This window comes from Dechloromonas aromatica RCB (assembly GCF_000012425.1).
This window is the reverse complement of record NC_007298.1, coordinates 3,415,264-3,435,114: the sequence shown is the minus strand read 5'-3', so window position 1 is coordinate 3,435,114 and position 19,851 is coordinate 3,415,264. Positions and strand designations below refer to the sequence as shown.

General features: G+C 60.9%; 22 protein-coding genes. 2 read left to right on the top strand and 20 right to left on the bottom strand.

Features of this window, described 5'->3' with window-relative positions; all coding sequences use genetic code 11:
* Positions 1 to 61: 61 nt before the first annotated feature.
* From DARO_RS16355 to DARO_RS16315, 9 genes are all read right to left on the bottom strand, one after another.
* The gene (locus tag DARO_RS16355; RefSeq protein ID WP_011288924.1) at positions 62 to 757 is read right to left on the bottom strand and encodes a Crp/Fnr family transcriptional regulator; all 696 of its coding nucleotides are present in this window, start codon (positions 755 to 757) and stop codon (positions 62 to 64) included.
* 75 nt (positions 758 to 832) lie between these two features.
* Positions 833 to 2,671, bottom strand: a complete 1,839-nt coding sequence (locus DARO_RS16350) for a VWA domain-containing protein (RefSeq protein WP_011288923.1) — start codon at positions 2,669 to 2,671, stop codon at positions 833 to 835.
* Between the two features lie 147 nt (positions 2,672 to 2,818).
* Positions 2,819 to 3,880 (bottom strand): 4Fe-4S binding protein, encoded by a 1,062-nt coding sequence (locus DARO_RS16345; protein ID WP_011288922.1) that lies wholly within the window; start codon positions 3,878 to 3,880, stop codon positions 2,819 to 2,821.
* Positions 3,877 to 4,296 carry a magnetosome magnetite crystal formation protein family gene (locus tag DARO_RS16340; RefSeq protein ID WP_011288921.1) on the bottom strand — a complete coding sequence of 140 codons (420 nt, stop codon included), beginning with the start codon at positions 4,294 to 4,296 and terminating at the stop codon, positions 3,877 to 3,879. The genes DARO_RS16345 and DARO_RS16340 overlap by 4 nt, the downstream gene beginning before the upstream one ends.
* On the bottom strand, positions 4,277 to 5,059 hold the full coding sequence (locus tag DARO_RS16335; RefSeq protein WP_011288920.1) for a CbbQ/NirQ/NorQ/GpvN family protein: 783 nt from the start codon (positions 5,057 to 5,059) through the stop codon (positions 4,277 to 4,279). Before DARO_RS16335 ends, DARO_RS16340 begins: the two co-directional genes overlap by 20 nt.
* On the bottom strand, positions 5,056 to 5,322 hold the full coding sequence (locus tag DARO_RS16330) for a cytochrome C oxidase subunit IV family protein (protein ID WP_011288919.1): 267 nt from the start codon (positions 5,320 to 5,322) through the stop codon (positions 5,056 to 5,058). The genes DARO_RS16335 and DARO_RS16330 overlap by 4 nt, the downstream gene beginning before the upstream one ends.
* Entirely contained in the window at positions 5,322 to 5,927 is a 606-nt protein-coding gene (locus DARO_RS16325) for a cytochrome c oxidase subunit 3 family protein (protein WP_011288918.1), read from the bottom strand. Before DARO_RS16325 ends, DARO_RS16330 begins: the two co-directional genes overlap by 1 nt.
* A gap of 98 nt (positions 5,928 to 6,025) precedes the next feature.
* Complete coding sequence (locus tag DARO_RS16320; protein WP_011288917.1) at positions 6,026 to 7,402, bottom strand: cbb3-type cytochrome c oxidase subunit I; 1,377 nt, start codon at positions 7,400 to 7,402, stop codon at positions 6,026 to 6,028.
* Between the two features lie 18 nt (positions 7,403 to 7,420).
* The gene (locus tag DARO_RS16315) at positions 7,421 to 7,849 is read right to left on the bottom strand and encodes a c-type cytochrome (RefSeq protein ID WP_011288916.1); all 429 of its coding nucleotides are present in this window, start codon (positions 7,847 to 7,849) and stop codon (positions 7,421 to 7,423) included.
* A 154-nt stretch (positions 7,850 to 8,003) separates the two neighbouring features.
* Between DARO_RS16315 and DARO_RS16310 the strand changes: the two genes are divergently transcribed.
* The gene (locus DARO_RS16310; protein WP_011288915.1) at positions 8,004 to 9,269 is read left to right on the top strand and encodes an NYN domain-containing protein; all 1,266 of its coding nucleotides are present in this window, start codon (positions 8,004 to 8,006) and stop codon (positions 9,267 to 9,269) included.
* 51 nt (positions 9,270 to 9,320) lie between these two features.
* Here the strand turns inward: DARO_RS16310 and DARO_RS16305 are convergent, their stop codons facing one another.
* The 10 genes from DARO_RS16305 to creD form a co-directional block, all read right to left on the bottom strand.
* Positions 9,321 to 9,827 carry a hypothetical protein gene (locus tag DARO_RS16305; protein ID WP_011288914.1) on the bottom strand — a complete coding sequence of 169 codons (507 nt, stop codon included), beginning with the start codon at positions 9,825 to 9,827 and terminating at the stop codon, positions 9,321 to 9,323.
* A 101-nt stretch (positions 9,828 to 9,928) separates the two neighbouring features.
* Positions 9,929 to 10,312, bottom strand: a complete 384-nt coding sequence (gene panD, locus DARO_RS16300) for an aspartate 1-decarboxylase (RefSeq protein ID WP_011288913.1) — start codon at positions 10,310 to 10,312, stop codon at positions 9,929 to 9,931.
* Positions 10,313 to 10,402: 90 nt separating this feature from the next.
* Entirely contained in the window at positions 10,403 to 11,227 is an 825-nt protein-coding gene (panC, locus tag DARO_RS16295; RefSeq protein WP_011288912.1) for a pantoate--beta-alanine ligase, read from the bottom strand.
* Between the two features lie 4 nt (positions 11,228 to 11,231).
* Positions 11,232 to 12,050, bottom strand: a complete 819-nt coding sequence (panB, locus tag DARO_RS16290) for a 3-methyl-2-oxobutanoate hydroxymethyltransferase (protein ID WP_011288911.1) — start codon at positions 12,048 to 12,050, stop codon at positions 11,232 to 11,234.
* On the bottom strand, positions 12,051 to 12,413 hold the full coding sequence (locus DARO_RS16285) for a DMT family protein (protein ID WP_011288910.1): 363 nt from the start codon (positions 12,411 to 12,413) through the stop codon (positions 12,051 to 12,053). It lies immediately after the preceding gene.
* Positions 12,410 to 12,886, bottom strand: coding sequence for a 2-amino-4-hydroxy-6-hydroxymethyldihydropteridine diphosphokinase (gene folK / locus DARO_RS16280; RefSeq protein ID WP_011288909.1), 477 nt, complete (start codon positions 12,884 to 12,886; stop codon positions 12,410 to 12,412). The genes DARO_RS16285 and folK overlap by 4 nt, the downstream gene beginning before the upstream one ends.
* Positions 12,883 to 14,226, bottom strand: coding sequence for a polynucleotide adenylyltransferase PcnB (pcnB, locus tag DARO_RS16275; RefSeq protein ID WP_011288908.1), 1,344 nt, complete (start codon positions 14,224 to 14,226; stop codon positions 12,883 to 12,885). The genes folK and pcnB overlap by 4 nt, the downstream gene beginning before the upstream one ends.
* Positions 14,227 to 14,273: 47 nt before the next feature.
* Entirely contained in the window at positions 14,274 to 14,942 is a 669-nt protein-coding gene (locus DARO_RS16270; RefSeq protein ID WP_011288907.1) for a histidinol-phosphatase, read from the bottom strand.
* Positions 14,939 to 15,592: a DnaA regulatory inactivator Hda gene (gene hda / locus DARO_RS16265; RefSeq protein ID WP_041224461.1), complete on the bottom strand. Its 654-nt coding sequence runs from the start codon at positions 15,590 to 15,592 to the stop codon at positions 14,939 to 14,941. The genes DARO_RS16270 and hda overlap by 4 nt, the downstream gene beginning before the upstream one ends.
* Before the next feature lie 383 nt (positions 15,593 to 15,975).
* Entirely contained in the window at positions 15,976 to 17,325 is a 1,350-nt protein-coding gene (gene creD / locus DARO_RS16260) for a cell envelope integrity protein CreD (protein ID WP_011288905.1), read from the bottom strand.
* Between the two features lie 248 nt (positions 17,326 to 17,573).
* Between creD and DARO_RS16255 the strand changes: the two genes are divergently transcribed.
* Positions 17,574 to 18,425: a putative RNA methyltransferase gene (locus tag DARO_RS16255; protein WP_011288904.1), complete on the top strand. Its 852-nt coding sequence runs from the start codon at positions 17,574 to 17,576 to the stop codon at positions 18,423 to 18,425.
* On the opposite strand, the gene creC is transcribed toward DARO_RS16255, so the two are convergent.
* The gene (gene creC, locus DARO_RS16250) at positions 18,426 to 19,850 is read right to left on the bottom strand and encodes a two-component system sensor histidine kinase CreC (protein WP_011288903.1); all 1,425 of its coding nucleotides are present in this window, start codon (positions 19,848 to 19,850) and stop codon (positions 18,426 to 18,428) included.
* Position 19,851: the final 1 nt, after the last annotated feature.

Here is a 19,851-nt window from a genome sequence, read left to right as displayed (position 1 = left end):
GTCATGAAAAAAGGGGGCCTTGGCCCCCTTTTTTATTTCCGCAAATTTGGCTGATTTTTACTCAGCCCTCGTGTTTTCTCAACTTGGCTGCACTGGGAATATGGATCTTTCGCCCTTCGACCACGATCAGGCCGAGTTCGGTCAATTCATGCAAAATGCGTGAAAAATGCTCCTGGGTCAGATTCAGACGGGAGGCGATGATGCCCTTGTTGGTCGGCAGGGTCACGGCAACATTGGTGCCATCCTGATCAGCTTCGGGTAATTCGCGCAGCAGGTAGCCGATGATGCGCTGCTTACCGGAATGCAGCGAATAGGATTCGACATCATTCATCAGTTGGTGCAGGCGCATGGCCATGCCGGCCAGCATCTTGCGGCAGAGATTGTGGTCGCGCTGCAGTTCCTCGAAAACGGCAGCCTTGGAGATGTGCAACAGCAGCGAGTCGCTGAGCGCCTGGGCGAAGACGATGTAGGGCTTTTCCATGAACATCACGGCTTCGCCAAAGCTTTGTCCCTGGCTGACGATCTCGACCACTTTCTCGCTGCCCTGTGAGGAAGTGAAGGCCAGCTTCATCTGCCCGTAAACCAGCAAATGAAATCCGTTGCATGGGTCGCCCTTGTGAAAAAGGATTTCCCCCTTGGCCGCGTGCATTTCGCGTGTTCCTCGGGCGATGCGGGAAATCTCTTCCGGGGCCAGTCCGTTGAACAACGGAATGTGGGTCAGTAGTGCTTCTACGTTAACTGGAGTGTTGCCGTGCATATTCGTTGAGGCCTAAGCGAGGACGGCCGATGTTGGCACTCGGATAGTTCCGATGCAATACGACTTTATGACTACTTACTGTCGAGTCAGCTGTACGTAAAGGAGGGGCAGGCGCCGCGGTAACTCCTCCGGTTTGCGGATTACGCAGAAACCGGCCGGACCAAAAAGATAGGGCAGGTAGGCTCCGGCTTCGTGGTCAATCGTGACGCAAAATGGCGTCAGGCCGAGCCGGCGGGCTTCGTGCACGGCCATTCGGGTATCCTCGATGCCATAGCGGGAATCGTATTGATCGAGATCGTTCGGCTTGCCGTCGGTGATGATCAGCAGCAGTTTGTGCCCGGCCGCCTGTTCGGCCAGAATTTTGGCCGATTGGCGGATGGCCGCGCCCATACGTGTGTAGTAACCGGGCTTGATGGCCAGGATGCGGCCACGAGCGGCAGCGTCGTAGCGCCCGGAAAAATCCTTGAGCAGGTGAAAGCGGATGTTCTGGCGGCGCAGCGACGAAAAGCCGTAGATGCCGAAGCGGTCGCCGGTGGCGGTCAGTGCCTCCGAGAAGAGCAGCAGCGAATCGCGAATGACGTCGATGATGCGGTGCGAATCGGAAATCGGGGCATCGGTGGACATCGACAGATCGGCCAGCAGCAGGCAGGCCAGATCGCGCTCGCAGCGTGCCTGGGCAAGATAGCCGCCAGTTTCCGGCGTGTGGCCCGAAGCCCGGTCGGCATGATTGCGGACGCAGGAATCGACATCGAGTTCAGGGCCATCGGGTTGCGCCTTCAGCCAGCGGCGCTGTGGCGCCAGGGCAGCGAACTGGCCGCGCAATTTCTTGGCCGTGGCGGCCAGTTCGGGCGGCAGGGCAGCGGGCTCGGCATCGCTGGCAACCATTGGCTGGAGCAGGCAATGCCGCTCTTGCATCAACTCCTTGCGGTAATCCCATTCCGGTAGCGCAATGCCGGGGCCGATTGGTGTGTCGTCTTCAGCGGCGGAGGGCAGGTCAAGATCGAACTTGACCCGCGATTTCGCCGTCTGGCCGTCCCGGGTCAGCGACAGCTGATTCAGATCATTTGCGGCATCGCGGGCGTTCGGATCTTCGTCTTCGTCAAAAGCCCGATTGACCCGTACATACTCGGCCCAGGTCGGCAGGCTTTCAGCGCGGAACATGGCCAGCATCGGGTTCTTGTTGTCCGGGGTCTCGACCTGCTCGGCTTTGTGCGCTTCCTTGGTCGTTGCGCTGTTGCCGGTGCCTTCCGGCGCCAGCTCCTCGTCAGGGTCGGCAACGCGCTTCGCTGTGGCGACTTCGGTGACAATCAGCCAGAGCAGGACCGGTTGCGGCGGACGCGATTTTTTCGAATTCAGTGGTGGCAGGCCATCGACCGATCCCGGCTGGCGCATCGCTTGGCGAAGCGCTTCTTCCTGTGCCGCCTCATCCGGGAGCAACTGTGAGGCGGGAATGCGGCCGCTGATGTGAGCTTCGACCAGCCGTTCGTAGCGCGGGCGCAGCCCCGGGTAGCGTTCCAGCGCCGCCAGGCTGGCTCGCTGGTTGCGGATGAACCAGGCTTGCTCAGGCGCTACGTCGCTGGCCGCCAGCGCCGCCAGCCACAGATAGAGGTCGCGGTTCAGGCTTTTTTCGGGGAAAGCGGCGATTTCCGGTGGCAGGCGTAGTGTTTCGTCATCGCGTCGGGCCTGAGCCACTTTTTCGTTGCTACCGGCAAGCCGCTGCAGCCAGCTGCGCCGGGCGCCATGCTGTTCGGCCGTGGCTGACGCCACTTTCAGGCCAGGATCGCCGCCAAAGGCACGGAACAGGATGCCTGCCGTCTTCTCGATCTCGGCCAGTTTGACCACGGCTTCAGGGTAGTGGCCACCGGAGGTCTTGGTGACCCAGTTGTGCCAGAGTTTGCCGACGTATTCTTCCATGGTTAGCGGTCTGCTTTGTAATGGATGGAACTGAATGAAAGCGCGGGATTTGCGCTGTTGGCTAGGCGCGAACCGGAGCGATAGCCAGCGCTACCGCGAGGATGAGCAACGACGCCAGCGGCGTAAAGACAAGCTTTCATGTTTCAATCATTGCGAAGCAGATCGCTCAATTTTCCCACCGGCGTCTTCGTCGGTATTTGATAAGGCTGAAAAACCAGCCTCGTTGCGTTTGGCCGCATCGTTGCTGACCCAGCGCAATAATTGACCATTCGGGTTGTCGCGGTTGACCGTTGCGCAGGCTGAGATGCACTGGCCGCACTGAGTGCAGGCGAACATCCAGCGTTTGACGTTGCGCGGCTTCAGGCGCATCGGGCAGACGGCGTCGCAGGCGCTGCCGGCCGGCGAGGCGAATTCGTTACCGCTGTCGCGCAGGGCTTGTCGGGCGAGAACGGTGTGGCCCGCGCTGCCGGCGCCTTGCTGGCAACTGGCGCAGTCGGTCAGGCGTTTGCGGTCGAAGCCGACGACCATTGCCTTCTTGTTCATGATCCAGGCGAAGCTCTGGAAGATGCCGATGGCGCAGCCGTAGCGGCAGAACAGGTGACGGGCGAAGAGAAATTCGAGACCGAGTACCGTGGTGGCTGCCGTCAGGAAAATCACTTCCTTGGGATAGAGCGTGAAGGTGAGCAGCCCGTGGTAAACCTGAAATGGCGGCATCAGGTAGGTCAGGCCGACCACCGCCCAGGCGAAAGCGAAGCCGATGGCGGCGGGGACGACGAGCAGCCAGTAACGCTTGTCGCGCTTGGCTGGCGTGCCATCCGGTTCCCACGGTGGCGTTTGCTTCTTGTCCCAGACCGAATGCTTGCCGTTGGCGATCAGCATCAGGCGGTTGATCGTTTCAACCACGGAGAAATGCGGGCACAGCCAGCCGCAATAGAGGCGGCCCCATTTCCAGGCAACGCCGATGATCAGCGTCCCTGCACCGAGTACCGGCAAGAACAGGTAAAGAATGATGTTGGCCGCAGCATTGCTGGGGTCGCCGGTGCCGGCAATCAGTTCATCAATGCCGAGATGCCACGGGTAGGTCAGGAAGTAGGCATGCTTCTCGGTCAGATCGTAGCGGAAGAGGTCGAAGAGCGGGGTGACGGTGAACAGCGTGAAAAAGCCCATCTGCGCCAGCAGGCGGTAACGCTGCAAAGCTGGCTTTTTCATGCTTTTTTGTCATCGATCGCTGGGCCGATCAGCGGGAAGCGCCAGGTTTGCCCGTTCATCGCCTTGATCAGCGCGTACATGCCGAAGAGCACCAGCGTCGAGTGAATGCAGGTGAAGTACAAAATGAGTATCACCCAGGTCCATTCCCAGGCGAGGCCGCCAAGGGCGAGGATGAGACTGGATAGCGTGACTATCAGCAGGCCGCCGACCAGGCTGACGAAGGTGGTTTGCTTCAGGTGCTGGCGGGCCAGCGGCGGGGCGCTGTCCTTGTGTTTCAGCCACAGGCCGAGCAGCAGCACGAAGGCGATGCCCGGCAGGACCAGTAGGTTGATCAGGTACAGTGCTTCGGCGAGGACGGCCAGATTCTGGCCGGCCTTTTCTTCCTCAAAGCCGAAATCATCGTCCGAATGTGGCATTGACAATTTCCATCAGCGCCTCGACGGTTTCCTCGTCGTCAGTCAGGCTTTCGACCAGCGCAGCGCGACAGGCGGCCGATACATCGAAGCCGGACTTGATCAGCGTCGCGGCATAGACCAGCAGGCGGGTACTGGCGACTTCTTCGAGATCGCGATCCTTGAGGGCACGGAAGGCCTTGCCGATGCCGACCAGACGCTTGGCGAGATCGACATCGCAGCCGGTTTCGCCGAGCAGGATGGAAATTTCGCGTTCGGCGCCGGGGAAGTCGAAGCGCATCGAGACGAAACGTTGGCGGGTGGAGGGTTTCAGGCCTTTGAGCAGGTTCTGGTAGCCGGGGTTGTAGGAAACAACCAGCATGAAGTTGTCCGGCGCCTGCAGCATTTCGCCAGTACGGTCGATGGGCAGGATGCGGCGGTCGTCAGCCAGCGGGTGCAGGACGACGGTGGTGTCCTTGCGCGCTTCAACGACTTCATCGAGGTAGCAGATGCCGCCTTCGCGCACGGCGCGGGTCAGCGGACCATCGCTCCAGTAAGTACCCTTGTCGGAAATCAGATGGCGCCCGACGAGATCGGCCGCAGTCAGGTCGTCATGGCAGGCCACGGTATACAGCGGAAGTTTCAGGCGAGCTGCCATGTGCGACACGAAGCGAGTCTTGCCGCAACCGGTCGGCCCCTTGATCAGCAGCGGCAGGCGCTGCTGGTAGGCGTGTTCGAACAGGGCAATTTCGTTGCCGGACGCTTCGTAGAAGGGCAGATCGGTCATTTAAGAGAAATCCAGTAAGCAAGCAGAATCAGGCTGGAAACGAGTATAAGCCAGCCTTCGAGCAGGATACGCCAGAGTCTTGGCGCTTCACGCAGTTCCATGAAGTCGAGAATGACCAGGCGGCCCTTGACGAAGGCGATGGCCAGCATGGCCACGATGGCCGATGTGCCTGCCGCCCCGACTTCACCGAGATACCAGGTGATCGTGGTGGCGACGACAAGGACAATCCAGGCGCGATGGGCGGAGTTTTTCAGGGGGTTCATCAGCGCATCACATAAACGAGGGGGAAAAGCACGATCCACAGCAGATCGACCATGTGCCAGTAGGCGGCGCCACTTTCCAGTCCGTGTGCGTTGTGGCTCCCGTAAGCCCCGTTTCGTGACTGGAGCCAAAGCACGGTCAGGATGACCATACCGAGAATGACGTGCATGAAATGGAAGAAGGTCAGCGAGATGTAGAACATGTAGAACGTGTTGGTCGACATCGAAATGCCGGCGCCAAACTTGGCCGAGTATTCGATGACCTTGACGACCAGAAAGCCACCGCCGCAGAGCCAGCCGAGCAGGATATTCCGCGAAATGGCCGGGCGGTTGTCGTGATGAGCGGCCTGGACGGCGAGCACGACGAACCATGAGCCGGTGATCAGCAGAAATGTATTCAAGGCGCCGAGGTTGCGGTCCAGCGTCTGCTGGTAGAGATTGAACATCTCGACGTTCTTGGCCCGGGCGAACGCGTAGGTGGCGAAGAAAACCGCAAACACCAGCATTTCGGCCAGGATGAAGAACCAGATGGCAAGGTCGCCGGGTAGGCGGCGGCTTGTCACTGCTTCCGTGGGTTGTGTACTCGGAGAATTCATCATGGTCGTCATCGTATCGGTCGCCTGGATGGCAAACCTTGATTTGACCCAAATAAAAAAGGCGCGGTCCGAAGAACCGCGCCTTGAGTGCTACTTGGAGGAATCAAGCTTTAGGCAGCTTCTTTCTCGCTACCACCAACGAAGAAGCTGGTGATGTAGACAATGAGGCCGATCAGGAAGACCACGCCAGCCCATTCACGCATCCAGTAGAACAGCGCGATCTTTTCCTGCGCCACCATGAACGGCAGCGGAGCATCGGAAACGCGTTGCAGCCAGACTTGCAGGATACCTGCGGCGGTCAGGAACAGCGTGATGAACACGATAGCGACGGTCATCAACCAGAACGACCACATTTCCAGCACTTGCGACTTGTTGCTGTTGGCAGCACGGCCGCGCAGGATGGGCATGGCGTAGGAGATCATCATCAGGTTAACCATGGCGTAGGCGCCATAGAAAGCCATGTGACCGTGCGCCGCGGTGATCTGCGTACCGTGGGTGTAGTAATTGACCGGAGCCAGGGTGTGCAGGAAGCCCCACACGCCAGCGCCCAGGAAAGCCATCACACCGGTACCGAGCGCCCACAGCACAGCAGCCTTGTTCGGATGCTCGCGACGACGACGGTTCACCATGTTGAAGGCAAACACGGTCATGCCAAAGAACGGAATCGGTTCCAGAGCGGAGAAGATGGAACCCCACCACTGCCAGTATTCCGGCGTACCGATCCAGAAGTAGTGGTGACCCGTACCGATGATGCCCGAGATCAGCGTCAGGGTGACGATGACGTACAGCCACTTTTCGATCACTTCACGGTCAACACCGGTCGTCTTGATCAGCACGAAAGCCAAGAAGGAGCCGAGGATCAGTTCCCATACGCCTTCCACCCAGAGGTGCACCGTCCACCACCAGAAGAACTTGTCGAGAACGACGTTCGTCGGGTTGTAGAAAGAGAACAGGAAGAAGACAGCGAGGCCCCACAAACCGAGCAGCAGAACGATCGAGATCGCCGTCTTCTTGCCCTTCAGCACCGTCATGGTGATGTTGAACAGGAAAACCAGCGCAACGACCACGATACCAAGCTTGGTTGGCAGCGGCTGTTCGAGGAACTCGCGGCCCATGGTTTCGAGGATGTTGTTACCGGTCAGCTCGGCCAGCGTGGCGTAAGGAACGGCCAGATAGCCAACGATGGTCAACGCACCAGCGACCAGGAAGATCCAGAACATGAGCAGCGCCAGTTTCGGGCTGAACAGCTCGGTTTCTGCTTCTTCCGGGATCATGTAGTACGCGCCGCCCATGAAGCCAAAGAGCAGCCACACGATCAGCAGGTTGGTGTGGACCATGCGGGCCACGTTGAACGGAATGGCGGGGAAAAGGAAGTCGCCGAGCACATACTGCAGGCCAAGAATCAGGCCGAACAGAATCTGACCGACAAACAGACCGATTGCCGCGATGAAGTAGGGTTTTGCAACCGCTTGGGATTTGAATTGCATTATCAGTTCTCCTCTCGATCAGCCCTGGCTGTTAGGCGGCCAGTTGTTGGTGTTGATCGAATTGACGTGCTTCAGGAAGGCCACGATGGCGTTCAGTTGCTCGTCGGTGAAGTTGAACTGCGGCATGCTGCGGCGACCCGGGATACCCTCTTTCGGGCGAGCCTGGATGAATGCCTTGGTGCCTTCTTCGCCGTAACGGACAATGACATTGCCCAGTTCCGGTGCGAAGTAAGCGCCTTCACCCAACAGGGTGTGGCAACCGATGCAATCGTTGGTTTCCCAGAGCTTCTTGCCTTCGGCGATCTGCGGCGTGATGTTGGCCCGCATGTCGCGTTTAGGTAGTTGCGAATGGGTGTCGAATGACAGCGCAAGGAACAACAGGAAGAAGAAGACCGTCCCCCCGTAAAATATGTTCCGCGCCATCGATTTGGTGAAAGCGCCACTCATTGTTTTTCCCCCTTTCGGAAATTGTTTGGCCGGCCGATGGTATTTGCAGGGTCGAGGTCAGGGCTTTGATGTTCGCTAAAAAAGCGGAAATACATGAGCGGTCAAGGCGATGCGTCGGCGGTATACTCCAGCCTCCTGACATTGAAAGAATTTCATGGCCGCAGCCAACGACAACGCCAGCATGGCGCTCTTTTGCGACTTCGAGAATATCGCTCTCGGCGTGCGCGATGCCCAGTATGAAAAATTCGATATTCGTCCGGTGCTTGAGCGTCTGCTCGCCAAGGGCAGCATCGTCGTCAAGAAGGCGTATTGCGACTGGGATCGCTACAAGGCTTTCAAGGCGGCCATGCACGAAGCCAATTTCGAGCTGATCGAAATTCCGCATGTCCGCCAGTCCGGCAAGAACTCAGCCGACATCCGCATGGTCGTCGATGCGCTCGACCTCTGCTACACCAAAGCCCATGTCGATACCTTCGTGATCATTTCCGGCGACTCCGATTTTTCCCCGCTGGTCTCCAAGCTGCGTGAAAACGCCAAGCGAGTGATCGGCGTTGGCGTCAAGCAAAGCTGCTCCGACTTGCTGGTGACCAATTGCGACGAATTCATCTATTACGATGATCTGGTTCGCGATCGCGAGGCCGGGCGCGGGCCACAACAACGCCGCGAGCGGGAAAAGCGTTCGCCGGAAGAAGAGGCCAAGCGCCGCGACAAGCAGGAAGAGCGCAAGAGCAAGGCAATCGATATCGTTTCCGCTACCTTTGTCGACCTGATGGCCGACCGGGGCGAAAGCGAGCGCATCTGGGCTTCGGTGCTCAAGGAGGTCGTCAAGCGGCGTAATCCGGGCTTCAATGAGAGCTATTACGGCTTCCGGACCTTTGGTAACCTGCTGGAAGAGGCGGCTGGTCGTGGCCTTATTGGCTTTGGCCGCGATGACAAGGGAGCTTTCGTTTTCCGTGCCCCGCCGAAATCCACGGCGACTCAAGAGGCCGAGATTGTCGGCCAGGCACTCGTCGTCAATGCAGCGGCGGTAGAAGTCACTGCCGAAGTCGAAAGCAAACCGGAAGCGCCGATGCTTGAGCCGGAATCGAGCGCCAATCCACGGCGACGTGGTGGGCGCCGTAGCCGTAACGGGCGTGATAAGGAGCGCTCACCGTCTGTCGAGGCGTTTGTCGATTCAACTCCCCCGGTCGAAATTGCGCCTGTTGTGGAGGCTCCTGTAGTGCTTGAGCCGGCGGCTCCTGCCGACACCAAGCCTCGTCGCGGTGCCCGTCGTCCACGTAATACCGAGGCGCTTGCGCCTGCCTCGGCTGATGTCGAGGCCTCTTTGCCAGAAGTTCCTGTCGTCGAGTCGAAGCCGGCCAAGCCCAAACGGCCGGCGCGGCCGCGCAAACCGAAGGTCGTGGAGCCTTCGGACGCTTGATCAAACGGAAAGGGGCAGCCAAGGCTGCCCTTTTTTATCGGACTGGTGCGATCAGATGACGTTGAGCAGCTTGCCGCGTAGCGATTCGGCCTCGCGCTTGCCATCGCGTGACATCACGATGGCGTGATACCAGTCGTCGTAGAGCACCCGCAGGTCACTGTGCCCGGCGGCATTTTCCAGGCGATCGAGCAGCGAACTGGTGCCAAGCGAACCGACAAAGGCGTTCAACGTGTTGATCATGAAATTGCGCGCCTGCTGCAGGCGAACCGGGTCCAGCGTGCTCGGCAGCTCGCTGAAAGCGGTTATCGAGGGCAGCGTCGTCGGCGTGGCGGCTCCGGGAGGAATGCCCGCGATGTCATGGAACTCGATATAGCCTTCTTCTTCGAGCATCCCCAGGGTGTGCTGTAGATCATCGGCCGGCAGCATGCTGCGCAGTTCCTCGACCGATCGTTTGCCGTCAACGAAGATGAGTAGTCGTCGCACGCGTGGCGACAGCCCTCCGGACTTCGTGGCGATTTCGTCATGCCCCTTCGGGGTCTTTGCGAAAACAACGCCCATTGTTTGTCTCCAACTTGGTGTGTGAAATTTCGTAATGGATTGTACTAAAAAGAAAAACCCGCCAAAAGGCGGGTTTCTCATGAATGTGAATTAGTTCTCGGTCAGGCAGCGGCTTGTACTGGAATCTTGTGGCCGCGACGGACGATGCGATTTTGCGTATCGACATAGATCAGATCCGGCTCATGTTTGGCCAGTTCCACCTCGTTATAGACGGCGAAGGTGGCGATGATCAGGATATCGCCCGGGGCGGCACGACGGGCCGCCGAGCCATTGACGGAAATGACACCCGAGCCACGTTCGGCGCGGATGGCGTAGGTCGTGAAACGCTCGCCGTTATTTACGTTCCAGATGTCGATCTGTTCGTATTCCTTGATGTTTGCCGCTTCGAGCAGGTCTTCATCAATGGCGCAGGAACCCTCGTAGTGCAGGTCGGCATGGGTCGCCGTAACACGGTGCAACTTGGATTTCAGCATTGTTCTCTGCATGGTTTCACTCATCCAGATAGTTAGGGGAAGCGCATTGTAGCGACAATAGTCCCTCTGTCAACGGGCGTAATTATGGATATTTCAGCCGCGTCAAATCTCGATGTTGTCGATCAGGCGCGTGCTTCCCAGGCGGCTGGCGGCAAGCGCCACCAGTGGGGCGTTTACGCCTTTCGGCATAGACAGGTCGGACTGTTGTCGCACCGCAACATAATCGTTTTTCCAACCAGCGGCAGTCAGCGCCGCGATGGCTTCATTTTCCAGTTTGACGGTATCGGTTTCGCCGGCGCGGATGGCGGCGCGGATTTCGTTGAGCAGTCGATACAGGCGCGGTGCCTCGGTGCGCTCGGCTGCGCTCAGGTAGCCGTTGCGTGACGAGAGGGCCAGGCCATCTTCCGCGCGCACGGTTTCGCCGCCGATGATATCGATGGGCAGCGCGAGCTGGCGGGTCATGTTGCGAATGACCATCAACTGCTGGTAATCCTTCTTGCCGAACATGGCGGCCTGCGGCTGGACGCAGTTGAATAGCTTGAGGACCACGGTGGCGACACCACGGAAATGGCCGGGGCGGAATTCGCCATCCAGGATGTTCTGAATGGCCGGTGGTTCGACGGTGTATTCCTGCGGTTCCGGGTAGAGATCGGCTTCGGTCGGCGCGAACAGGACATCGACGCCGGCGGCAGCGAGTTTGTCGCAGTCAGCCTGGAAGGTGCGCGGATATTTGTCGAAATCCTCGTTCGGACCGAATTGCAGTCGGTTGACGAAGATTGACGCGACGACGGTGTCGCCGTGGGCACGGGCCTGTGTCATCAGGCTGATGTGACCGGCGTGCAGGTTGCCCATGGTCGGTACAAAAACGACGCGGCCACGGTTCTTCAGCGCCGAGCGCAAGTCGGCGATGCTGGAATGGATTTGCATGGTTTTAAGCGGAATAGGTGTGTTCGGGGCCAGGGTAGCTGCCGTCCTTGACGGCGGCGATGGCGCGGCAGGCGGCGTCGTGAATGCTGCTGGCGCCTTCCATGAAATTCTTGACGAACTTGGCTTTCTTGCCGGGCGGGATATCAAAGGCATCGTGCAACACCATGACCTGGCCGGAGCAATCCTTGCCGGCGCCGATACCGATGGTGATGACGCCGGTCATCGCCGTGACTTCGGCTGCCAACGTGGCCGGAATGGCCTCGAGCAGCAGCATGGTGGCACCGGCCGCCTTGAGCGCCATGGCATCGTCCTTCAGGCGCTGCGCCGCAGCTTCGCCCTTGCCTTGCACCTTGTAGCCGCCCAGCACATGCACGGATTGTGGTGTCAGGCCGATATGGCCGCAGACCGGAATGCCGCGGCTGACCATGAAACGTACGGTCGGTGCCATGTCGGCACCGCCTTCAAGCTTGACCATCTGGGCGCCGGCGGCCATCAGTGTCGCGGCGTTACGGAAGGCCTGTTCCGGCGATTCCTGATAACTGCCGAAAGGCATGTCGGCAACAATGAAGGCGCGGTCGCAGCCGCGTTTGACGGCGGCGGTGTGATAGGCGATGTCGGCGACGGTGACCGGCAGCGTGGTGTCGTGGCCCTGGATGACGTTACCCAGCGAATCGCCGATCAGGATCGAATCGACCCCGGCGCCGTCGAGCAGACGGGCAAAGCTGGCGTCATAGCAGGTGAACTGGGCGATTTTCTCACCAGCTTGGTAGAGCTTGGCGAGATCGGCCTGGGTCAGGCGGCGGGTTGCGACTTGAGCAGACATTTATGTCCTGAAAACGAAATAGACGGCGCCTAGGATACACAGAGCAGCCCACAAGTAGTCAAGCTTCAGTGGCTGGTCCATGTAGAAAACGACGAAAGGCACGAAGACGGCCAGCGTGATCACTTCCTGCAGGATCTTGAGCTGGCCGAGGTTGAGCTCGGTGTTGCCGATGCGGTTGGCCGGTACCTGCAGCAGGTATTCGAACAGCGCAATGCCCCAGGAAATCAGTGCGGCGATCCACCATGGCTTGTCGTTGAGGTGCTTGAGGTGTGAATACCAGGCGAAAGTCATGAAGACATTCGACAGGGCCAGCAGCGTCACCGTCTGCCAGAGCACGGGGATGTGCAGGCCGAAAATGCTCACAACTTGACGATACCCTGATTGGCGACGGCCGGCAGCCAGGCGGAAATGCTGCCGCGTCCGGGAATGACCAGACCAGGGGCGATTTCAGCCAGCGGATAGAGGACGAAGGCGCGCAGGTGGAGGCGCGGATGCGGTAAGGTCAGACGTGGCAGGTCGATGCACTGGTCGTTGTAGAGCAGGATGTCGAGATCCAGCGTACGCGGGCCGTTGCGTTCGGCCCGGACGCGGCCGAAACGCTGCTCGATGTCGAGCAGGGCGTCGAGCAGGGCTTCCGGGGCCAAGCTGGTTTCCAGTTGGGCGACGGCATTGACGAATTCCGGTTGCTCGGTGATCCCGACCGGTGCGGTACGGTACAGCGAAGAGCTATGAACAACACGGCTTTCCGGCAGGTTGGCCAGCGCCCCGAAGGCAGCGCGCACGGTGGCCGCCGGATCGCCGAGGTTGGCCCCCAGCGCAATGTAGGCAGTGTTCATTCTGCGGTGCTGTCGGTGCCGCCAGAGGCAGCCGGCTTTTTCTTGCGGCGCCGGCGTTTTTTGTCGCCACCTTGGTCGGGGACTAGCATGGCTGCGCGTTCATCGCCTTCGACACTCTGGAAGCGGGTCCACCAGTCGGCCAGTTCCATGTCGATTTCGCCAGCCTGGGCACGCAGCACCAGGAAGTCGTAACCGGCGCGGAAGCGCGGTTGTTCGAGCAGGGCATAGGGGCGCTTGCCGGCACGGGCTTCGAAGCGCGGCTGCAGGGCCCAGATGTCCTTGATGTCGCCGGCGATGCGGCGGGTGATGGCGAGTTTTTCGCCCTGCACGTCGAGGACGGTATCCATCGCTGTGTAGAGCGCCGGAATTTTCGGCTCGCCCTTGGCTTTCAGCTTTTCCCAGTGGGCCAGCACTTCGTGCCAGAGCAGGGTAGCGAACAGGAAGCCGGGCGAAGTGCCCTTGTTGCGGCGGACCCGCTCGTCGGTATTGGCCAGCGACAGCATGACGAATTTTTCGCCCATCGGCTGTTCGAGGATGACGTCGAGCAGCGGCAGCAGGCCGTGGTGCAGGCCTTCGTCACGCAACTGGGTGATGCATTTGACCGAGTGGCCCGAAGTCAGCAACTTGAGCATTTCGTCGAACAGGCGGGCGGCCGGGACGTTTTCCAGCAGGTCGGCCATTTCGCGGATCGGCTTCTTGGCTTCCGGGTCGATCATCAGGCCGAGCTTGGCAGCGAGGCGAACGGCGCGCAGCATGCGGACCGGGTCTTCGCGATAGCGGGCACGCGGCTCGCCAATCATGCGCAGGGTTTTCTGCTTGAGATCGCCGACACCGTGGTGATAGTCGATCACCGCCTCGGTAGCCGGGTCGTAATACAGCGCATTGGCCGTGAAGTCGCGGCGGGCGGCGTCGTCGGCATGGCTGCCGAAGACGTTGTCGTGCAGCACGCGGCCGTGTTCGTCGGTCTTGGTCTTTTCGTCCAGCATGCCGCGGAAGGTAGTTACTTCCAAGGTTTCCGAACCCATCATGACATGGACGATCTGGAAGCGGCGGCCGATGATGCGCGAGCGGCGGAAGGCGCGGCGGACTTCTTCCGGCGTGGCATCGGTGGCAATGTCGAAATCCTTCGGCTCGGCGCCGATCAGCAGGTCGCGCACGGCACCGCCGACGACGTAGGCCTTGAAACCATGGCCCTGCAGGGTTTCGCAGACCCGGCGGCTGCCGCTGCTGATGCGGTCGCGGGTGATGCCGTGGCTGGAGACGGGAATGACGGCCGGCTCATGGCGGCTGGCCTTGGGTTTCTTGCCGCTGAAAACGCGGGAGATAAGTTTGCGAATCACTTGTACCGATCGAAAAGCGTTTGGGGCGCTGCGGAAAAAGCGAAATTCTACCGCAATGTAATGATTTTCCAGCCCATTTCACTGGCATGGGCGCGCAGCTTGTCATCCGGATCCACCACCACCGGTGTCTTCACCTTCTGCATCAGCGGCAGGTCGTTGTGCGAATCGCTGTAGAAGAAGCTGTTGTCGAAGCTGCCCCACCACAGGCCAAGCGATTCCAGCCAGCTATCGACACGGGTGATCTTGCCGGCCTGGAAGGACGGCGTGCCGCGCGGGCCGCCGGAGAAGGCGCCTTGTTCGGTATCGACCGCAGGCACCGTGCCGATCAGGTGCGGAATGCCGAATTCGCGGGCAATCGGGCCGGTGACGAAGCTGTTGGTGGCGGTGACGATGGCGCACAGGTCACCCGCCGCCAGGTGTTGTGCGACAAGTGCTTTGGCCTGCGCGGTCATGATCGGCCGGATGTGGCGATCCATGTATTCGCGATGCCAGGCGTCGAGTTCGGCGCGGGGGTGGCGGGTTAGCGGTGCCAGCTGGAAGATCAGGAATTCGTAAATATCGAGTGTGCCGGCTTTGTATTGCTCGTAGAACTGGATGTTCTTGGCTTCCTGCAGTTCGCGATCGACGACGCCCTTGCTGATCAGGAATTGTGCCCACTCGAAATCCGAGTCGCCGGCGAGGAGGGTGTTGTCGAGATCGAAGAGGGCGAGATTCATGATGAAGCTTCCATGTTGAGCAGCTCGCGCAGCAGTGGCAGGGTCACCGGGCGCTTTTGTTCGAGGGTGTATTCGTCGAGGGCGACGATGATGGTCGATAGCGTGCGCATGTCGCGCGGGGCGTGGCGCATCAGGTAATCGATCAGTTCCGGTGTCAGCTTCAGGGCGCGTTCTTTCGCCTGGGCGCCCAGCGCGGCGGCTTTTTCGGCATCGGACAGCGGTTGCAGCCGGCAGATCAGGCCAGACCCCAAGCGGGTGCGCAAGTCTTCGCGCAATGCCAGGTGGGCCGGCGGCTGGTCAGCGGCGGTCAAGAGCATGCCAGAGGCCATCTTGAGGCGGTTGAAATGGTTGAACAGTGCGATCTGGCCGGTTTCGTCCAGCGCTTCGACGTGGTCGACGGCCAGTTGCTCGGCCGCTGGGGCCGTCTTCAGTGCCGGGTCGAGCGCTGCGTCGACATAGGTAAAGCCGCTCGCCTGCAGCAAGTGCGAGCGTCCCGATCCAGCTTCGCCCCACAGGCAGAACGAGGTGTCGGTGCGCGTGCCGGCCAGCCATTCGGTCAGTAGGGCGAGCGTTTCCGCGTTGCCCCCGGCGACGAAGTTATCCAGCGTGGGCGGGCTTTCGGGCAGCAAGTCGAGAATTAGCTGGCGCATCGGGAGATCGGAATGAAACAGGGGCCGCGATTTTAACATTTGTCCTGAATTCGGCCCGGGTTTCAGCCATCGGGATGAAGTCGGCGCGGCGCTGCTCGCTTTGCTGCAACCGGGAAAGGGGGATTTTGCCCCGCTCCAGAGCCTCACCGGCGACGCGGCCAACGCCCAGATCGTAGACCGCGCCCATGGTGAGGTCGTCGGTAATCAGTACCCTGTCGTAGTTCCACTTGGCACGCAAAAGGCCGTCGAGTGCGAGGCGGTGCGCTGTGGATCGATGGGGGTCAGCGTGACATGGCGGCGCAGCAACAGAGGAAAGAGCAAGGGAAGCTGGTGCGGCAAAAGGCCGGCGGCCCTGCCGGCCGGCCTGATGCTCAGAGACAGTTTCATGGCTCGCTGGCTTCGCTGTCTGGGTTGAGCTGGGCGCCGAGGCGATACCAGTTAAGGCGGCGGGTGGCGAGCATGGTGGTGCCGAGGGCAAGGAAGAGCAGCACGCTGCCCATCAGCAAGGCGTTGTCCTCGGACAGCAGCACGCCGTAGAGCACGCCGTAAAGGCCGGTCAGTCCCGCGCCGAAGGCCAGGCCTTGCCGCATGCCGCCAAGCGCGCCGGCCAGATAGGTGGCGATCAGTCCGATACAGGCGACGGCCGACAAGCCATAAGCGGCATAGAAGGGCAGGTGCTCGGAGAAGGCGATCAGCAACAGGAAGAAGATGGCCAGCGCCAGACCGACCAACAGATATTGCATGGGGTGGATCGGCGAGCGGCGCAGGATTTCGGTCAGGAAGAAACCGGCAAAGGTCAGCACGATGAACAGCACGCCGTATTTGACGGCCCGCTCGGATTGCAGATAGACATTGACCGGATCGACGAAATCGATGCTCAGCACTTCGCCGCGCGCCGGATTCAGCGTTGCCTCGAAATTACGCGCCAGATGCGAGATTTCCCAGCGGGCGCCAAAGCCATCCTTGGTCACCGTGCGGCTGTTGGGCAGGAAGCGGCCGCCGAAATTGGGGTGTGGCCAGGCCGATTTCAGCTCGATTTCATTCGATTCGCCAGTCGGGGCGATGGCCAGTCGGGCGGTGCCGGTCAGCTGCAGCGGAAAGCTGAAGTCGAAACGGCTTTCGCGCTGGAGGTCGAGTCGGCCAAGATCGATACTCAGTCGGCGGATGGCCAATTCCTGATCGCCCTTGCCCTTGCTGCCCGGCGAGGCAAAACGATGCGCCTTGCCGTTGATCACCACCTCGGGGTCGTTATTGACGCCGCGCGGATCGGCAATGCCAAGCACCAGCCGGGCGTTCGCTTCCAGAATGCGCCCGCCGCTGGCTGCCTCGCTCAGGGGTTTGACGACGAAATGGCCGCTGGTAGCGAGACCGAGGCGGAAAAGCCGGGCTTGGTAAATGCCCCGGTTGCGCGTCTCGACCACCGTTTCGCCAGCCATGACCAGTTTTTCCGGCGGCAGCATCAGGGTCCGCTCGACCACCTGCTGCCGGGTTTTCCCTGCCTGTCCGGCCTCGCCCTCGGGAATCAGCACCTCGACCTGTTCGCGATAACGTAGCTCGATCACCGGGCCGACCAGCGTCTGTTCGCCGGCCGCGCTGTTGGCAATGCTGGCTTGCACCTCGTTCTGGCGCTGGCTGCGGTCGCGAATCTGGCCCTCGATCAGGACCAGCGGTACCAGCAGCAACAGCGACATGAAGCAGATCGCGGCAATCTTGAAGAGCAGTTTCTTGTCCATTTGTGGCTCCCTTGTTTGAAAGTGAGCCCAGTGTCGGCGCGCTGCGTGAATGCCTGTCGAAGTGACGGTGAAGCGATGTGAAGCGGGGGTGAAGTAGGGTCGGGGCCGGCATCCGTCGGCCAAACCGGCGAATTCGGCGCGAATCGCGCTACCATCGGGAGCGACACCTTGGTCTGCTGGGCGCTGGCTGCGGTGTCACGCAGCACATCGCCTTCCCTATTTTGTCCGGCCGTCAGGTCGTTGAATCAATGAACATTATCCCTTTCCTGGCCCTGGCCTGCCCTCTGGACGGCGCTCCCTTATCCCGTAACGGCGCGGCATGGTGCTGTGCTGCCGGCCACAGTTTCGACATTGCCAGCCAGGGCTATACCCATCTGCTGCCGGTGCAGAAAAAGCGCTCGCATGATCCGGGCGACAGCAAGGAGATGGTGGCGGCCCGCCGGCGTTTTCTCAATGCCGGTTACTACCAGCCGATTGCCGCAGCAGTCAGCCGGGCCGTGCTGGCCGATTTGCCGCCCGATGCAATGCTCACGTGTCTTGATGCCGGCAGCGGCGAGGGCTACTACCTGCGTCAGCTGGCCGCAGCGACTGGCGACGGGCAAACACTGGCTGTACTCGGGCTGGATATCTCGAAGTGGGCTGTCCTTTCCGCAGCGAAACAGGACAAGCGGCCGAACTGGGTGGTCGGCAGCAATGCCAATCTACCCGTGCTGTCGGGGACGCTGGACCGGGTACTGTGCATGTTCGGCTTCCCGGTCTATGCCGAATTTGCCCGGGTGCTCAAACCGGGCGGCCTGTTGCTGCAAGTCGATGCCGGGCCGGATCATCTGCGGGAACTGCGCGAAATCATCTACCCGAGCCTGAAGCCTGAGCGGGTCGGCGAGGTTCAGGTGCCGGCCGGCTTCACTCGCCAGCCGGGCGAAAGCGTCCGTTTTTCCGTGGATGTCTCCGGGGCGGAACAGATCGCCGATTTGCTGGCGATGACTCCGCATCTCTTCCGGGCCAGTGCCGAGGGCAAGGCCCGGGCGGCCGCGCTGACCTCGCTGTCGCTGACCGTCGATGTCCGTCTGACTCATTTTCGGCGGGATGCGACCGGCTGATCAGTTCGGCAGGCGAATCCGCGCTAACCCGCCGCCTTCCGGGTGATTCTCGAAGCTCGCCTCGCCGCCGTGCAGGCGGGCCACTTCGCGGACCAGCGCCAGCCCGAGACCGGTACTTTTGCGGCCAGTCGCCGGGCAAGGCAGGGAGTAGAAGCGGTCGAAGATCTGCGGCAGGGCAAAGTCCGGGGCGCCGGCACCGTGGTCGCGGATGCTGATTTCGGCCTGTTCGTCGGTGGTCTGCAGGCTGATTTCGATGCGGCTGCCTTCCGGGGCGAACTCAATGGCGTTGTCGAGCAGGTTGAGGACGGCCTGTTGTAGCAGGAAGGCGTCGCCGCGGACATTGGTGGCGGCGTCGGCATCCAACCGGCAATCGAGGTGGCGGGCATCGAGTTGCTGGCGGCGCAGGGTGATGCAGGTCTTGAGCAGCGTTTCCAGGTCAAGCTCGGTAATGCCTTCCGGCGACTGCAGTTGCTCGACACGGGCCAGCATCAGCATGCGGTCGATGATCGCCTGCAGCCGGCGGGCCTGTTCGCTGATGCTGTCGGCGAAGCGACGGCGGTCATCGGCGGGCGGGTCGCCTTCGAGGATTTCGGCGGCGCCGATCACCGCGGTGAGCGGGCTTTTCATTTCGTGCGCCAGGTTCTGCACGTATTTTTCGACGTATTGCTTGCCTTCGAGGCGTTCGCGCATCTGGGCCAGGGCGCGGGCCAGCTCGGAAAACTGGTGGCCGCCGCCGGTCGGCGGTTCGACCTTGCGGCCCTCGGCCACATCGCGGGCATAGGCGCGCAGACGGTTGATCGACCAGGTCAGCCAGCCGGAGAAAAAGAGGCCGATGGCGGCCGTGGCGGCGAGCAGCAGCAGGCCGGATTGCTTGACGCGCTCGGCGGCCCGGTTAACGTAAGGGGCGACCGAGGACATTGGCTTGGCCAGCGACAGAACGCCGATCAGCTCGCCCTGCCAGAAGATGGGCGCGGCGACGTGCATGACCGACGAGGTCGGGTCGTAAGGGTCTTCACGGGTCTGGCGAGCGCCGTATTCGCCGCGCAGGACGCGGGCGATGTCGCGCCAGTGCGAAAAATCCTCGCCAAGCGCCGCCTGTTTGGAGTCGTAGAGGACGATGCCGTGGGCATCGGTAACGTAGATGCGGAAATCGATGCTTTCCTTGTGCACACCGGCAATGTCGGCTTGCGGGCTGCGCCGGATGGCGGCCCGCACTGCATCGGCGAAGGGCCCCTGGCCGATGCGCCCGGCCGAGAGTTCCAGCGCGGCCATTTCGGCCAGGACGTGGGCAGTGTCGACCAGCGTTTCTTCGGTAGCCTGGCGGATGCCGGGTTCGGTTTCGCGGGTGAAGGTGTTGAGGACAAACCAGGCGGCCAGGCCGACGACCAGGAAATAGCCGAAAAAGAGGCGGACGGAAATATTCACG

What these genes read in the sequence shown, in the direction of transcription:
- DARO_RS16355 (WP_011288924.1), bottom strand. Translation starts at nt 757, where the DNA reads ATGCACGGCAACACTCCAGTTAACGTAGAAGCACTACTGACCCACATT.
- DARO_RS16350 (WP_011288923.1), bottom strand. Translation starts at nt 2,671, where the DNA reads ATGGAAGAATACGTCGGCAAACTCTGGCACAACTGGGTCACCAAGACC.
- DARO_RS16345 (WP_011288922.1), bottom strand. Translation starts at nt 3,880, where the DNA reads ATGAAAAAGCCAGCTTTGCAGCGTTACCGCCTGCTGGCGCAGATGGGC.
- DARO_RS16340 (WP_011288921.1), bottom strand. Translation starts at nt 4,296, where the DNA reads ATGCCACATTCGGACGATGATTTCGGCTTTGAGGAAGAAAAGGCCGGC.
- DARO_RS16335 (WP_011288920.1), bottom strand. Translation starts at nt 5,059, where the DNA reads ATGACCGATCTGCCCTTCTACGAAGCGTCCGGCAACGAAATTGCCCTG.
- DARO_RS16330 (WP_011288919.1), bottom strand. Translation starts at nt 5,322, where the DNA reads ATGAACCCCCTGAAAAACTCCGCCCATCGCGCCTGGATTGTCCTTGTC.
- DARO_RS16325 (WP_011288918.1), bottom strand. Translation starts at nt 5,927, where the DNA reads ATGACGACCATGATGAATTCTCCGAGTACACAACCCACGGAAGCAGTG.
- DARO_RS16320 (WP_011288917.1), bottom strand. Translation starts at nt 7,402, where the DNA reads ATGCAATTCAAATCCCAAGCGGTTGCAAAACCCTACTTCATCGCGGCA.
- DARO_RS16315 (WP_011288916.1), bottom strand. Translation starts at nt 7,849, where the DNA reads ATGAGTGGCGCTTTCACCAAATCGATGGCGCGGAACATATTTTACGGG.
- DARO_RS16310 (WP_011288915.1), top strand. Translation starts at nt 8,004, where the DNA reads ATGGCCGCAGCCAACGACAACGCCAGCATGGCGCTCTTTTGCGACTTC.
- DARO_RS16305 (WP_011288914.1), bottom strand. Translation starts at nt 9,827, where the DNA reads ATGGGCGTTGTTTTCGCAAAGACCCCGAAGGGGCATGACGAAATCGCC.
- panD (WP_011288913.1), bottom strand. Translation starts at nt 10,312, where the DNA reads ATGCAGAGAACAATGCTGAAATCCAAGTTGCACCGTGTTACGGCGACC.
- panC (WP_011288912.1), bottom strand. Translation starts at nt 11,227, where the DNA reads ATGCAAATCCATTCCAGCATCGCCGACTTGCGCTCGGCGCTGAAGAAC.
- panB (WP_011288911.1), bottom strand. Translation starts at nt 12,050, where the DNA reads ATGTCTGCTCAAGTCGCAACCCGCCGCCTGACCCAGGCCGATCTCGCC.
- folK (WP_011288909.1), bottom strand. Translation starts at nt 12,886, where the DNA reads ATGAACACTGCCTACATTGCGCTGGGGGCCAACCTCGGCGATCCGGCG.
- DARO_RS16270 (WP_011288907.1), bottom strand. Translation starts at nt 14,942, where the DNA reads ATGAATCTCGCCCTCTTCGATCTCGACAACACCCTCCTCGCCGGCGAC.
- hda (WP_041224461.1), bottom strand. Translation starts at nt 15,592, where the DNA reads ATGCGCCAGCTAATTCTCGACTTGCTGCCCGAAAGCCCGCCCACGCTG.
- creD (WP_011288905.1), bottom strand. Translation starts at nt 17,325, where the DNA reads ATGGACAAGAAACTGCTCTTCAAGATTGCCGCGATCTGCTTCATGTCG.
- DARO_RS16255 (WP_011288904.1), top strand. Translation starts at nt 17,574, where the DNA reads ATGAACATTATCCCTTTCCTGGCCCTGGCCTGCCCTCTGGACGGCGCT.